We start from the raw sequence: 13668 nt of genomic DNA on the forward strand, positions 1-13668 counted from the left end.
TTATCGAATCACAATGGCAAATTGTTCAGAGGCGATATCGCCAGTGATCTGAACTCGCATTGTGACTACTCCCCGCTTGCTTTCACTAGTTGTGAAGGTGAATAAACCATCGGCATCAGAGATTGATGCAGTACCAATATTTTGCCACTTTCCATTTACATTCTTCTGCAAGAAGGCGCTCTTGCCAACTAAACGTGGCAGTAACTGGGCCTTAATTGTGATCGGCATAGTTTTACGAGCCGAAACAGGTCGATCAATTTGAAGCTTGCTCTTCAATGTGATCTTTTGTTCGCTACTTACTGATTCTGCGCGCTCCCAAGTTCCAACCGTTGTAAATCGGATTGCAGCTGTAGAGCCCAATGTCATTGGTGTTGAAACTGTTCCATCTGCGGCTGTTACTAAATCAGTGATCTTGGTCCATGCGCTTTCATTGGAACGCTTAATTTCAAGTGAAACGGCAAGGCCTGCAATAGGTGTTAAATCCTTTAGTGTCAGCAATCCCTTTACAGTGAAGAGATCACCGTAATAAGTAGAGCCTTCGTTAACTCCCTCAAGCGTCATGGTGTTAATAACTGGATCTGGAGCGATTGCTAGAGCGGCATTTCTAATTTCAAGTGTTGCTGCGTTTTCTTCCATACCTAAGGTCCAAATTGCAGCGCCACCTAAGCGGTACTTCGCAACAAGTGCCATTCGATCCGCGTAGCTCTTTGCATTTTGATACCACACTGTGCGATTAACGGTGCAGGCAGTTGATGCACCTGATGCTGATAAACCGTTGTAACTTTGAGTGTAGTTATATGTCGCTTCACTAAATTTTTCATCAAAGGTTGGAGTTGCGCCGTCAATTGCAGCTTTTGCTGCTGCGTAATTCATTTTGAAGGTAGATGCCTTTGCTCCGCCGATTAATCCAGGAGGTGCTGATGTTGGGCACTTTCCATTGACAGAGGTGATCCAATCGCGACCATAACCGGGTAAGCCCACATAAATTTTTGAGGCAGACATAACGCTCAGTGCATAAAGAATTGTCTTTTCTGTCCACGTTAAAGGTCCCATTGGGCCAGGCTTTGCAACTGAATAGTCGTACGTCATGATTCGTAGACGATCAATACTGCTTGCAATATCCGCCCAGGCGTAGACAAAGTAACCTTTTTGTTTTTCCTTGGGGTCATATAAGTAAGGTGTAGAGACCGATAACAACTTCTTTTGTGCATGCAGGGCAACGCTTAACTCTTTAATAAATGCAATCCACCTAGGTGCGGTCTTGCTCCAGGTGGTATTTCCATCGACAAATGCGAAGCCTTCGTAATCTAAATCGATTCCATCAAAGTTATTTTTCATCACTAAATCAACGATTGTCTTGACCAACGTGGTGCGGGTTGTTGCACTTGCTAAGTAACCAGACAGCACCAACTTATCTGTTCCATCAGTCATCGTAGGAATTACTTGTAACCCCGCACGACGCATTAAACACACAGTGTCTGCCATCGGCCATGATGGATTTCCAGTTACATAATCATCGCGAATGAGAGTTGGACTTTTTAATGAGAACCAGAAAGGCATTACCTCTTTCATTAAATCCTTGTTAGTAAAAAGGTATGAACTTTCAATCGCCTGATTTTCTGCGGGGCCATATTGGGAGGCGTCACACACAGCTGATTGACCCGCAACCGTTGGTTGTGCAGTCGGAAGTTTTCGCACTAAGGGCAAAACTGTTTTTACTGAGTAATAAGGAATCCACCCTGACAAAATCTTGCGCGGTGCTTTATCAACTGCAAATGTTGGTTGAACAGCAGCGGTTGCTAGAAGTGTGAGTGTGAGAGCGAAGCCGAACAACCGCTTCATAATTACTTGTCTTCAGATGGTGGTTTCAATCCTGCATGAATTTCTTTGCAGGTTGGACAAATTGGATACTTTTCAGGATCTCGAGAAGGGATCCATTTCTTTCCACACAGCGCTGTAACCGCTTTACCTGTGACAGCTGATTCAACGATCTTTTCCTTCTTCACATAGTGAGAGAAACGATCGTGGCTGCCATCATCTTCAAGCAGTTCTTCCGATGGGCGGGTCAACAGATCGGTATCACCGTCTGTTCCGATTTTCTTAAAGATGCCCATGAGGTGGATAAGAATACCTTCGAGCACCCCAAAACTACGGGTAGAATTCGCAAATGAAGGACTTACTAAGAACCGAGCACCTATCGCGCGCTGATGTCGAATTACTTCTATCGACCGCCGCTGAATTTGCTGAGAATCCGCTTCGTTCACAGACCGCGCTAGCTAATAAAACAGTCGCGATTTACATGACAAAGCCTTCAACTCGTACACGTCTTGCCTCTGAAACCGCTGTTGCCCATCTTGGCGGCACACCAATCTTTATCCGTGGCGATGAGTTGCAACTTGGTCGCGGCGAAACTATCGCTGATACCGCTCGCATCATCAGCGGATATTGCAGCGCATTAATTATTCGTACCTTTGCTCAAGCAGATGTTGATGAACTAGGTGCAAATGCATCAATTCCGGTTATCAATGCTTTAACAGATGTTGATCATCCAACTCAGTTACTTGCAGACTGGTTAACAATTCGTGAAAATTTTGGAACAGATATTTCTGGTCGCAAATTTGTTTATCTTGGCGACGGAAACAACATGTCTCATGCCTGGTTAATCATGGGCGCAATCATGGGAGCACATGTTGTTGCTGCAACTCCATCAGGAAAGTGGGCACCAGATCCTGTTGTTGTTGCTGTTGCAAAAAATATTGCATCGCACAGTGGTGGAACAGTTGAAATTTCTAATGATCCAGAAGCAGCTTCCAAGGATGCATCTGTTTTGTATACAGATGTATGGATGTCGATGGGTGATTCAGAATCAGATCGCGCAGAAAAAGTGCTGGCACTCTCTCCATTTGCAGTTACAGAAAATTTAATGAAGTTAACAACAAAGGATTCGTTGTTCATGCACTGTTTGCCTGCTCACCGCGGTGAAGAGGTTGAAGCATCCGTCATCGATGGTCCTCGATCTGTCATTTGGAGAGAGGCATATCACCGCAGAACAACCATTCAATCGATTCTTTACCACCTAGTACGTGGTGACTTGAAGGGCTTCACGCACTAACATTTAGGGCATGCGCGTAGCCGTCCCGAAGGAAATCAAAGATGGAGAAAAGCGCGTTGCGCTTGTTCCAGATGTCATCAATAAATTAACTCGCTTAGGCCTTGATGTAGTTATCGAAGCTGGTGCGGGTACCCATTCACAAGCAACTGATGCTGATTTTGCAGCAGCCGGTGCCACTGTGAAGCAAGGCGATGTTCTTGCAGATGCCGATGTGGTTCTTTCAGTTCAACCGCTTACGCCACAACAGATGGCTACCTTGAAAAAAGGTGCGATCACAATCTCATTCTTATCACCAGTAACTGCAGTGGATTCAATTGATGCCGCTGCATCCGCCGGTGTTACAGCTTTTTCACTTGAACTAGTTCCTCGTATTTCTCGTGCGCAATCAATGGATGCATTAACCTCACAAGCTTTGTGTGCTGGTTACCGCGCAGCAATTGTTGGTGCAGAACTTTCACCTCGCTTCTTCCCAATGCTTATGACAGCAGCAGGAACAGTTACTCCGGCACAGGTACTAGTACTTGGTGCTGGTGTTGCTGGTTTGCAAGCAATTGCAACAGCTAGACGTTTAGGTGCGGTTGTTTCTGCATACGATGTTCGACCTGCATCTGCTGATGAAGTTCGTTCAATGGGTGCTGCATTTATTGAATTAGAACTTGAAGCACTTGAAGGTGCTGGTGGTTACGCACGTGAGATGACTGAAGAGCGCGCAGCTAAGCAACGTGAACTTCTGACTCCTTATATTGCAAAATCTCATGTTGTTATTACAACCGCTGCGGTTCCGGGTCGCCAAGCTCCACGTTTGATGACACAAGCGATGGTGGATTCAATGGCGCCAGGAACAATCATCGTTGACCTTGCTGCAGAAACTGGTGGCAATGTTGAAGGCTCAAAGCCAGGCGAGATTGTTGAAACATCTGGCGGAGTTCGCATTTGGGGCGGCAAAGATGTGCCTAGCCAGCTGCCATTCCACGCTTCATTCCTATATTCACGCAACGTTGTGAACCTTTTGTCACTGTTTACAGTGCCCGCAAAGGATGATCAAAAGGTGGCCTTTAACCTTGATTTTGAGGATGAAATTATCAACGGCGCTGCTGTTACACATGGCGGATCACGAAGAGGAGCAAAGTAATGAGTGCGATGGCGATTCTTTCGATCTTTGTGTTGGCTGTATTCGTTGGCTTTGAAGTTGTTTCTAAGGTGTCATCAACTCTGCACACACCGTTGATGTCAGGTGCGAATGCGATTCACGGAGTTATCTTGGTTGGCGCGATTATCGTGGCCGATCACAGTGAAACAAATCTTGAACTTGGACTTTCAATTGCGGCAATTATTTTGGCAACGATCAACATGGTGGGCGGTTTTGTTGTTACCGACCGAATGCTTGAGATGTTCAAAGGAAATAAAAAATGAGCCGCACCCTGTATGACCTCATTGGTTTGGCAGCGGGCGTTGCCTTCATTCTTGCGCTAAAGGGTTTGTCTCATCCAAAGACTGCGCGTCGAGGAAACTTGATCGGTGCATTTGGTGCGACCCTTGCAACTTTGGTTGTGTTTTTCTATGCAAACCCAGGTTCATCATTGCCACTTAACCACCTGGGATTAATTCTTGGTGCGATGGGTATTGGTTTGATTATTGGTGTACCTGCAGCACGCAAGGTTCAGATGACTCAGATGCCACAACTGGTTGCACTATTTAATGGTGTGGGTGGTGGCGCAGCTGCCTTGGTAGCGATCGTTGAGTACCTGCACCTTGGCGCAGAGGCAACAACAGCTGAAGTTATCTTCACTGTATTCACTGTGATTGTTGGCTGCGTTTCATTCAGCGGATCGATCATTACCTTCTTGAAGCTTCAAGAGTTGATGACTACACGACCTGTAATTTTCCCAGCGGGCCGCTTTATTATCGCTGCAACGCTAGTTTCAGTTATTGGCGTTGGAGGTTGGGTTGTTAATGCACTTGGCACTTCCCCACTGTTGATTCTTGCTGGTTTATCACTGTTATTCGGTGTGCTGTTTGTACTTCCAGTTGGTGGCGCAGATGTACCAATTGTTATCTCTTTGTTGAACGCATTTACCGGTTTAACGGTGGCGGCCAGCGGATATGTTCTTGATTCAACATTGTTGATCATTGCCGGAACACTTGTTGGTGCATCGGGAACTATCTTGACCCGTTTGATGGCAGAGGCAATGGGACGTTCATTGTTTGGAACTTTGTTCGGAGCCTTTACTGCCAAGCCGCAAGATGTTGCAGCTGCAGGAGAAGAGCGACCTGTTCGTTCTGGTTCACCTGACGATGTTGCAATCTTGCTCAACTACGCACGTCGCGTTGTCATCGTTCCAGGATTTGGTCTTGCTGTTGCACAAGCACAGCACACAGTTCGCGAATTAGCAGATTTGATGATTTCAAAGGGCATCGATGTTGCATACGGTATTCACCCTGTTGCAGGTCGTATGCCAGGACATATGAACGTTCTGCTTGCTGAAGCAAATGTTCCATACGATCAATTGGCTGAAATGGATGAAGTGAATCCAACATTCGGTCAGACAGATGTTGCGATCGTTATCGGTGCAAACGATGTTGTTAACCCTGCTGCACAGACAACTCCTGGTTGCCCAATTTACGGAATGCCAATTCTTGAGGTGAACCATGCAGCGAACATCATCTTCCTGAAGCGTTCAATGCGCCCAGGTTTTGCTGGCATCGAGAACGAGCTTCTGTACGATCCAAAGACAATGCTTTTGTTCGGTGATGCGAAGGCGTCATTAACCAAGGTTGTTTCTGCTCTCAAAGCCCTGTAAGCACCTAGGGTCTAACAGAGAGAGCTTTTCGCAGTAAAGAGATCTTTGAAATCGTATCTTTGTCTTAAGCGACCACGGTTTTTCAGGCTTACTGAATGTATTTAGGCCCTGGATTTCAAGGATCTTCTTTGCAAGGAAAGCGCTCCGGTTGCTGGTAGTTGAAAGTTCAATTAACCTTGGATTCTGAACTAAGGAGATCGAAATGCCTGCAGTAACCGTCAGCGACATCACCGTATTGCCACGCGTAAGCGAAGTAACTGGCGCGCGTGCACGCAAGGTGAAGAGCATTACGACAGCGCCTCAAGGTTTTGAGGGCGAAGGCTTTCCAGTTCGTCGTGCATTTGCAGGTGTAGATCTTGCAGAGTTGGATCCATTTATTCACTTGGATCAAATGGGTGAAGTTGAATACGCGCCAGGTGAACCAAAGGGAACTCCTTGGCACCCACACCGTGGATTTGAAACTGTTACATACATTATTGATGGAATCTTTGATCACCAAGATAACAATGGTGGTGGCGGAACGATTTCAAATGGCGATACACAATGGATGACAGCAGGCGCAGGAATTCTGCATATTGAAACCCCTCCAGAGAGTTTGGTTATGTCAGGTGGTTTGTTCCACGGATTCCAACTGTGGGTTAATTTGCCTGCTGCGAAGAAGTGGTCTCCTCCTGCGTATCAAGATGTTCGCGCAAAGGATGTTGCATTGTTGTCATCAGCAGATGGTGGCGCGCTGTTGCGTGTTATCGCTGGTGAAGTTGATGGGCACTTTGGTCCAGGTTCAACGCAGACTCCAATTACTTTGTTGCATGCAACTGTTGCCGCAGGCGCGGAGCTTCGTTTGCCGTGGCGCAAGGATTACAACGCACTTGTGTACACAATGGCAGGACATGGATTTGTTGGCGATGAAGCACGTCCTGTGCAAACAGGTCAGCTAACTGTTTTTGGTGAGGGCGACACAATTGTTGTGCGCGCTGCGAATCAGCAGGAGGCGCGTTCTCCAGAGCTTGAACTATTTATTCTTGGTGGAGCACCAATTAAAGAGCCTGTTGCATGGATGGGGCCTTTTGTAATGAATACAAAGCGCGAAGTTCTGCAGGCCTTTGAGGATTTCCAAAAGGGTTTATTGGGTTCAATTCCAGCGATCTATAAGGATGATGCAAAGCCAAAGGCGCCTTTGAACCGTAGCGGTGAGGGTGCGAAGTTGGGCGGGGATACAAAGCCGGCTTCCGAAACTTCGACTGCACAAGAAATTCTCGATGTGCATGGTGCGCCGACTGACATTCAAGAGGGCTAATCCACAGCTAGATTTCTAGCTACTAAGCATCAGCTCCAGTTGAACGCTAAATCGCAGTAAAGAGTTCTTCGAAATCGTATCTTTGTCTTAAGCGTCCACGATTGTGAGCGTAAACCGATAATAAAAGGCCCTGGATTTCGAGGAACTTCTTTACAAGATTTAGCTTCATGTGAATATCTTTTTAAATTGTCGGTGGCCACATCAATAGTTCGGTGCATGACAACCGCACTTCGGATTCCAACTGAGATCCTGGACGTTGAGGTTGCCGATTTATTGAAGGCTATCCCTGGTTACAAAGTTCTGGGTGAATTGATTGACATCAATCCGCGAATGCTGAGCGCTTCCGCGAAGGTTGATTACTTGGCGGCGCTTGATCGTCAGGAGTCTTGGTTCTACTCATTGAAGCAAGAGGCTTTGGTTGCAATCGCTGGCGAGGAACCAAATGAGGATGGCGGGATTTTCAACTGCGTAGATGATGAGGAGCGAGAGGATGTTGCAGCAGCGCTTCGATTGTCTCCAACGACTGCGCAAAATCGAATTGATGTGGCACGTGTATTAGTTGGCCATCTGCCAAATACTATTTCTGCACTTGCTTCAGGTGAAATTTCCGCTGCACACGCAACGGTTATTGCAAAGGAAACAGCCACGGCTATTCGAAATGGATTAAGTGAAGAGGGCGTATTCCGTGTAGAGCAAGCAGCATTGGCGCATGCGGAGTTCCATACTCCTGGGCAGGTTGCAAACAAGGTGAAAACAACTATTGCAAAGTTTTCTCCAGAAGATTTTGAGGAAATTGTTGAGCGGGCTCGTGATTCACGCAGAGTTTCTTGCTATCCAGAGGCTGACGGAATGGCCACTGTTGTTGCTATTTTGCCGGCCGAAGATGCACAAACAATTATGAAATCAATAGAGGCTTTTATTGTTAAGCGAAATCAAGAGGAAGAGTCCTGCACCTGCAATGTGAAGTTAAACTCTTCAAAAGGTTGCGTATTCCATTCTCGTGAAGATGCAGCAGAGTGGTCTGTGTTATCAGCTGATATGAAGCGGGCCGATGCGCTTACAGCTATTGCATCTCAAGCATTGGGTGCGCTGGCTGATGATGTGCGACCTCATCGCCGCCCAATTTCAATCAGCGTCGCCATTGATCTTCCAACATTGTTGGGATTAACGGAAAATCCAGGGCAACTTGCTGGCTACGGGGCGATTCCCGCTTCAGTTGCACGAAAATTAGCTGCCGATGGAACATGGCAAAGATTTATAAGTGATCCGACTACTGGAAATCTTTTGGATTTTGGTCGAGAAAAATATATTCCACCGCAAGAGCTTGTGGATTTCTTATTAGCTCGAGATCGAACCTGTCGTTTTCCTGGATGTGGAAGATCGGGCCAGCTCGCAGATATTGATCATGCGCAAAGTTGGGAAAGTGGAGGGGAAACAAACCCTGCAAATCTTGGATTGCTCTGTCGCCGACATCATCGAATGAAAACTCATGGTGGTTGGAAACTTGAAAGTAATGCTGATGGTTCATGCTCATGGGAATCCCCCCTTGGAAAGCATTACTTTGTGCCAGCGCGCCCGATTCTTGATGCCATCTAGAAGGTGAACTGTCATACTTCACCAATGATCTGGTGGCCTACTGAAGTTCCGACTGTGCAATACGGGTTGATTACACTTCGCAGGCCTGAAGAGAAAGATATTCTTCCTTTGTATGAAGGTGTTCAAGATCCAATAATTCCTAAATTCACTCGCATTCCAGCTAATTACCAAATGGCTAATGCTGAACATTATGTTCGTGAGCGCTCCCCTAATGGATTCACTATGCGCACAGAGCTTCAGTTAGCCCTTGAATACGATGGAAAATTTGCTGGTGCACTTTCTTTTCATACACTCGATCTTGAGGATGCGAAGGCCGAAATTGGTTATTGGGTAACGGCTGATGTTCGCGGCAAGGGAGTCGCTACTGCTGCAACCAAATTAATGACTCAATTTGGATTTGAAACTATTGGATTCCACCGAATTGAGGCTCTGGTTGTGGAATCGAACAAGGCATCTCTGAAAGTTCTAGCCAATGCTGGTTACCAACAAGAAGGTGTGTTGCGAGATAAGTGTGTGCAGGATGATGGCACCCGTGAGAACATGATCATGTTCGCAGCCATTAGAACTGATTCGGAAAACTAAGAGTGGAATCTCTGGCAATAGTCGTTGCAGTGCTTTTCCTTATTGCTATGTTCGCAGGACCAATCGCAATTGGATTGTCCTCGGATGTATTAACTCGCACACTAAGCGGAAAATCTGGATTCCTATTTGCCCTGCTTCGTTTTTCTCGAAAGTTTCTACACATAATCCTTGTAACTCTAGGAACTCTAGTTGGAGCACAATTTCTAATTCTTTCAGGGCTGCCACTTTTCCCACGACTAGTCGGCTTAACAGCTGTAGTTACTTCCTACATTGCTTTACGTCGCGAATACTTCCCAGAGAGTTTTATAGTTGGAGATCTACTAAAGCGCGTTGGATACAAAGGGCGCAATGGAAGATCATCAGGAAATGATGGACATGGCCCCGAAGGCCAGCACTAACGCCTTTACGCCTTTACGCCTTTACGCCTTTACGCCTTTACGCCTTTACGCCTTTACGCCTTTACCGAACTCTCACCAATTCGCAATCTAACGTTGACTCTCAGACACTTTCTAGCCTCCTCTATCCACATTAATGTGGCTGGTTCTTAAACTCCAAAGGGTAGGAATATTTTGCCCTCATGAACAGAAAAATTAATCATGACTACGACAATTTTCACAGCGATTCAAAACCCCAATCAGGAACTTCACAATTCCTCCTAAATCCCAATAAATCAACTGCACATGGAGAATTGGCAACACCGCAATCACGTTTGATTGCATTAATAATCGATGCACTAATTTTCGGGCTTGGTTTCGGAGTGGTATGGATTATTTGGTTTATCACTCTGGCGGAAAAAGGAACGACTCCTGGTCATCATTTGATGGGACAAGTAGTTGTTGATTCAGAAACAGGCATTCCATTCGGGTGGAAAAAGATGGTAATTCGCGAAGTGCTCATTAAGGGCGTACTGCATTGGGTGCTTGGCAGCTTCCTCTTTATGGCCAATTACATTATTGACGGTGCCTTTATTCTCACCAGCACTCAGCGCACGCTGCATGATTTGGCCGTTGGGTCTCAAGTAATTCAACGCAGCGATAAAACAATTTTGCGAAAGTTAAATGTCGATGAGGTCGACAACTGGCTCAATAAATAACCATTCTTGAGGCGCCGATCGAGGGCGGTGCTCATGGAAAATAAAACCGATCGAAGCTTTGTAGACATGGCTTCGGTCGGTTTTTCGTTCGTTGTGGAGGTTTCGCGCAAAAGCGCTCAACCATCACGCCTCACTCGGATATATGAAAGTGCAAGCACTTTCATACTCCTCTTTCGTTGTGGAGGTGCCGGGAATCGAACCCGGGTCCTTCGGTATTAAAACAGGGCTTCTACGGGCGTAGTGTGATTAACGTTTTCTCAGCCCCGGGGTTTTTACACACATTTCCCCGACAAGCTCAGTTGCAAAAATGTTCTCCTTCATCGTCTGCAACACCAATGAAGTGAAAAGCCCCCTAGTCGACGCTAGATTCCAGGTCGAGAGCGGCACCTGGGCTAACGGATTTGAACTTGCTTATGCAGCTAGTTCGAAATCAGACGATTTAACGTCTGCATTTATTTTTTTGCACGGATTATTGGTTAACGAGATCATTCCGGCTTCCTCGGCCCGCTTCCCCTGCCTCAACATCCAAAGTCGAGACCGTTCACCCCCAAGATTTAAAGTGATTTCACACTTACAACTTGGAGAAAAAGAAACGTATTTCTTATCCCCTATTTAATTGTCAATACATCTATAGAACATTGAGCTGGGCACTTTAATTCCCAACTTTCTGCGCCGTCGCAACGTTGCCTCAAAAATTGAGGTATCGAAGCGGCGGTGAATAAAGTGTAAATCAGAAAAGCGGGAAGGTGTTAATCCTCGTATTTTGAGGCAGCGCGAGAGGCCTTGCCGCTCATTGCACGCGAAACTACACGTGAGACTTCACGATCGGCCTCGCGTTCCTTAATCGCTTCACGCTTGTCATGAGCCTTTTTACCTTTAGCAATAGCAATCTCAACCTTGGCTCTTCCATCTTTGAAGTACAACTGAAGTGGCACAAGGGTTGTTCCGGAATCCTTTAACTTGCCAATCAATTTGTTGAGCTCTTGCTTGTGAACAAGAAGTTTGCGATCACGACGTGGTGTGTGGTTTGTCCATGTTCCTTCGGTGTACTCAGGAATATGAACACCCATCAACCACAGTTCGCCGTTATTCACCATGGCGAAACCATCGATCAGCGATGCGCGGCCAGCACGAAGTGATTTAACTTCAGTACCAGTAAGCACCAATCCGCACTCGATTACATCAGCGATTGAATAATCGTGACGTGCCTTCTTATTTTGGGCAATGACCTTGCGGCCTACCTCTTTAACCATGCCGCATCACCGCCTCATGTTCATAGCAACTCAACTATTGAATCGCAGGAGCCAATTCTCTCACTCTGTTCGGTACGGGCACGCCAAATCCTTGTTCCCCACACGCTTAAGTTGAAATCGCTTGAGCGCTCATACTCCTTGGATTGGGAATCACTCAAAATTACTGTAAGCAGGAAACTCGCCCAATAAATCTAAAAGGAATTGGCAACAAAAAGAGCCCCCAATTTCTCAGGAGCTCTTCTTGTTAAAAATGTGGGAATTAGACCTTGAGGTAACGGCGAAGCGTAATTACCGAAGCCAGGATTGAAACAACCAAGCCTGTAGCAAGTAGGTATGCAGATGAAACCCAGACCTCGCCCCAACCAAAGAACTTGGTAAAGGAAAGCAGTGGAGCAACCTTTGAATCAACAACGCTCTTTAATCCTGCAAGCAATCCAGTTGCAAGCGCCCAACCGATAACTGCAGAGATAACACCTTCAAGCAAGAATGGAAGTTGGATTGACCAAGAGGATGCGCCAACAAGTTTCATAACACCGGTTTCACGGCGACGGTTAAATGCTGCAATACGCAATGTATTAGAGATCAATAACGCCGCAGTTAATACAGATGCAAGACCAACTGCAAGTGCACCATTTCGAAGCACCGCTAACAATCTAAAGAACTTCTCCAAAATTGTGCGTTGATCCTGAACGACATCAACACCAGGTCGACCACTAAAGGCGCTAACAATTACTGAAAATTGTGTTGGATCCTTGAGCTTTACACGGAATGACTCTGGCAATTGATCTGCAGTCACATTTTGTGCGATCGCTGAATCCTTGAAGCGCTCCTGGAAGCGTGTGTATGCCTGTGATTGTGATTCATAGAAAACGCTATCAACAACAGTCATCGCTTGAAGATCCTGTTGAATTGAAAGACGCTGATCAGCTGTTACAACACCAGCTGCACATGAAGGTGAATCTGAAAGGTTTCCGCAAAGGAAAACAGATACTTCAATCTTGTCGTACCAATAATCCTTCATTGCGCCTACCTGAGCGTTTGAAAGAAGTCCGATACCAAGAAGTGACAATGAGATCGCTGTTGTCACAACAACAGCAAAGGTCATAGTTAAGTTACGACGGAGGCCAATTCGAACCTCGCTTAGAAGAAACCGTGCGCGCATGTTCTCTCTCCGTCCTTAACCCGTGTACCCATAAACGCCACGAACCTGGTCGCGGATTACATGTCCACCATCGAGTTCGATAACGCGCTTGCGCATCTGATCCACGATGCCAGCATCATGTGTTGCCATCAAAACTGTTGTGCCCTCGCGGTTAATGCGATCTAGCAACTTCATAATTCCCACAGATGTTGCTGGGTCAAGGTTTCCTGTTGGCTCATCTGCAATAAGAATTGGTGGGCGGCTTACATATGCGCGAGCAATCGCTACACGCTGTTGCTCACCACCTGAAATCTCTGATGGCAAACGATCGCCCTTATCTTCCAAGCCAACTAGTTCTAGAACTTCAGGAACCTCACGGTTGATTTCCTTTTGTGAGTATCCAAGTACGTGCAAAGTAAATGCAACGTTTTCAGTAATTGTCTTGTTGGGAAGCAAACGGAAATCTTGGAAAACAGTTCCGACTGAGCGACGAAGCTCTGGAACCTTGTGCTTTGCCAATGTTCCTAAATCTTTTCCAGCCACATGGATCGCGCCAGAGGATGGACGCTCTTCGCGAAGAACCAATCGCAGGAATGTTGACTTACCTGAACCTGAAAGACCAACGAGGAATACGAACTCGCCCTTCACAATTTCAAGATTTACAGAGTCAAGAGCTGGGCGCTCCTGGCCTGGATAAATCTTGGTGACATTTTCAAAGCGAATCATTAAATCTCCCATTGCATCTGCGGGGTGGAATATCGGGGAACCACCTTCGACCTGCGCTTAGTTTAAG

Annotated in this window: 14 protein-coding genes and 1 other RNA gene; 9 read left to right on the forward strand and 6 right to left on the reverse strand. The window is 46.3% G+C overall.

Annotated features, from left to right (window positions below; all coding sequences use genetic code 11):
• Positions 1 to 1842, reverse strand: coding sequence for a glycosyl hydrolase family 18 protein (locus tag AC8GFU_RS05855; RefSeq protein WP_506626211.1), 1842 nt, complete (start codon positions 1840 to 1842; stop codon positions 1 to 3).
• A gap of 2 nt (positions 1843 to 1844) precedes the next feature.
• The gene (locus tag AC8GFU_RS05860; protein ID WP_506626212.1) at positions 1845 to 2114 is read right to left on the reverse strand and encodes a DUF3039 domain-containing protein; all 270 of its coding nucleotides are present in this window, start codon (positions 2112 to 2114) and stop codon (positions 1845 to 1847) included.
• A gap of 53 nt (positions 2115 to 2167) precedes the next feature.
• Between AC8GFU_RS05860 and argF the strand changes: the two genes are divergently transcribed.
• From argF to AC8GFU_RS05905, 9 genes are all read left to right on the forward strand, one after another.
• On the forward strand, positions 2168 to 3112 hold the full coding sequence (gene argF, locus AC8GFU_RS05865) for an ornithine carbamoyltransferase (RefSeq protein ID WP_506626213.1): 945 nt from the start codon (positions 2168 to 2170) through the stop codon (positions 3110 to 3112).
• A 10-nt stretch (positions 3113 to 3122) separates the two neighbouring features.
• Complete coding sequence (locus AC8GFU_RS05870) at positions 3123 to 4244, forward strand: Re/Si-specific NAD(P)(+) transhydrogenase subunit alpha (RefSeq protein ID WP_506626214.1); 1122 nt, start codon at positions 3123 to 3125, stop codon at positions 4242 to 4244.
• A complete protein-coding gene (locus AC8GFU_RS05875; RefSeq protein ID WP_506626215.1) occupies positions 4244 to 4525 on the forward strand; it encodes an NAD(P) transhydrogenase subunit alpha part 2 in 282 nt (93 codons plus the stop codon). The genes AC8GFU_RS05870 and AC8GFU_RS05875 overlap by 1 nt, the downstream gene beginning before the upstream one ends.
• Positions 4522 to 5913 carry an NAD(P)(+) transhydrogenase (Re/Si-specific) subunit beta gene (locus tag AC8GFU_RS05880; RefSeq protein WP_506626216.1) on the forward strand — a complete coding sequence of 464 codons (1392 nt, stop codon included), beginning with the start codon at positions 4522 to 4524 and terminating at the stop codon, positions 5911 to 5913. Before AC8GFU_RS05875 ends, AC8GFU_RS05880 begins: the two co-directional genes overlap by 4 nt.
• A 202-nt stretch (positions 5914 to 6115) precedes the next feature.
• A complete protein-coding gene (locus tag AC8GFU_RS05885) occupies positions 6116 to 7210 on the forward strand; it encodes a pirin family protein (RefSeq protein WP_506626217.1) in 1095 nt (364 codons plus the stop codon).
• A gap of 216 nt (positions 7211 to 7426) precedes the next feature.
• Positions 7427 to 8806 carry an HNH endonuclease signature motif containing protein gene (locus tag AC8GFU_RS05890; protein WP_506626218.1) on the forward strand — a complete coding sequence of 460 codons (1380 nt, stop codon included), beginning with the start codon at positions 7427 to 7429 and terminating at the stop codon, positions 8804 to 8806.
• Positions 8807 to 8830: 24 nt separating this feature from the next.
• Positions 8831 to 9388, forward strand: coding sequence for a GNAT family N-acetyltransferase (locus AC8GFU_RS05895; protein WP_506626219.1), 558 nt, complete (start codon positions 8831 to 8833; stop codon positions 9386 to 9388).
• A 2-nt stretch (positions 9389 to 9390) separates the two neighbouring features.
• Positions 9391 to 9786, forward strand: a complete 396-nt coding sequence (locus AC8GFU_RS05900; protein WP_506626220.1) for a hypothetical protein — start codon at positions 9391 to 9393, stop codon at positions 9784 to 9786.
• Between the two features lie 179 nt (positions 9787 to 9965).
• The gene (locus tag AC8GFU_RS05905; RefSeq protein WP_506626221.1) at positions 9966 to 10481 is read left to right on the forward strand and encodes an RDD family protein; all 516 of its coding nucleotides are present in this window, start codon (positions 9966 to 9968) and stop codon (positions 10479 to 10481) included.
• Positions 10482 to 10657: 176 nt separating this feature from the next.
• Here the strand turns inward: AC8GFU_RS05905 and ssrA are convergent.
• The 4 genes from ssrA to ftsE form a co-directional block, all read right to left on the reverse strand.
• Positions 10658 to 11030, reverse strand: a transfer-messenger RNA (tmRNA) gene (gene ssrA / locus AC8GFU_RS05910).
• Between the two features lie 200 nt (positions 11031 to 11230).
• Positions 11231 to 11734 carry an SsrA-binding protein SmpB gene (gene smpB, locus AC8GFU_RS05915; RefSeq protein WP_506626222.1) on the reverse strand — a complete coding sequence of 168 codons (504 nt, stop codon included), beginning with the start codon at positions 11732 to 11734 and terminating at the stop codon, positions 11231 to 11233.
• Positions 11735 to 11993: 259 nt separating this feature from the next.
• Positions 11994 to 12896 carry a permease-like cell division protein FtsX gene (ftsX, locus tag AC8GFU_RS05920; protein WP_506626223.1) on the reverse strand — a complete coding sequence of 301 codons (903 nt, stop codon included), beginning with the start codon at positions 12894 to 12896 and terminating at the stop codon, positions 11994 to 11996.
• 15 nt (positions 12897 to 12911) lie between these two features.
• Complete coding sequence (gene ftsE, locus AC8GFU_RS05925) at positions 12912 to 13601, reverse strand: cell division ATP-binding protein FtsE (protein WP_506626224.1); 690 nt, start codon at positions 13599 to 13601, stop codon at positions 12912 to 12914.
• Positions 13602 to 13668 lie beyond the last annotated feature (67 nt).

It is taken from the genome of Planktophila warneckei (SeqCode) (genome assembly GCF_965234675.1).
GTDB classification, from domain to species: Bacteria; Actinomycetota; Actinomycetes; order Nanopelagicales; family Nanopelagicaceae; genus Planktophila; species Planktophila warneckei.

Bases quoted from the DNA above. Each gene is read 5' to 3' on its own strand.
- AC8GFU_RS05855 (WP_506626211.1), bottom strand. From the start codon at position 1,842: ATGAAGCGGTTGTTCGGCTTCGCTCTCACACTCACACTTCTAGCAACC.
- AC8GFU_RS05860 (WP_506626212.1), bottom strand. From the start codon at position 2,114: ATGGGCATCTTTAAGAAAATCGGAACAGACGGTGATACCGATCTGTTG.
- argF (WP_506626213.1), top strand. From the start codon at position 2,168: ATGAAGGACTTACTAAGAACCGAGCACCTATCGCGCGCTGATGTCGAA.
- AC8GFU_RS05870 (WP_506626214.1), top strand. From the start codon at position 3,123: ATGCGCGTAGCCGTCCCGAAGGAAATCAAAGATGGAGAAAAGCGCGTT.
- AC8GFU_RS05875 (WP_506626215.1), top strand. From the start codon at position 4,244: ATGAGTGCGATGGCGATTCTTTCGATCTTTGTGTTGGCTGTATTCGTT.
- AC8GFU_RS05880 (WP_506626216.1), top strand. From the start codon at position 4,522: ATGAGCCGCACCCTGTATGACCTCATTGGTTTGGCAGCGGGCGTTGCC.
- AC8GFU_RS05885 (WP_506626217.1), top strand. From the start codon at position 6,116: ATGCCTGCAGTAACCGTCAGCGACATCACCGTATTGCCACGCGTAAGC.
- AC8GFU_RS05890 (WP_506626218.1), top strand. From the start codon at position 7,427: ATGACAACCGCACTTCGGATTCCAACTGAGATCCTGGACGTTGAGGTT.
- AC8GFU_RS05895 (WP_506626219.1), top strand. From the start codon at position 8,831: ATGATCTGGTGGCCTACTGAAGTTCCGACTGTGCAATACGGGTTGATT.
- AC8GFU_RS05905 (WP_506626221.1), top strand. From the start codon at position 9,966: ATGAACAGAAAAATTAATCATGACTACGACAATTTTCACAGCGATTCA.
- smpB (WP_506626222.1), bottom strand. From the start codon at position 11,734: ATGGTTAAAGAGGTAGGCCGCAAGGTCATTGCCCAAAATAAGAAGGCA.
- ftsX (WP_506626223.1), bottom strand. From the start codon at position 12,896: ATGCGCGCACGGTTTCTTCTAAGCGAGGTTCGAATTGGCCTCCGTCGT.
- ftsE (WP_506626224.1), bottom strand. From the start codon at position 13,601: ATGATTCGCTTTGAAAATGTCACCAAGATTTATCCAGGCCAGGAGCGC.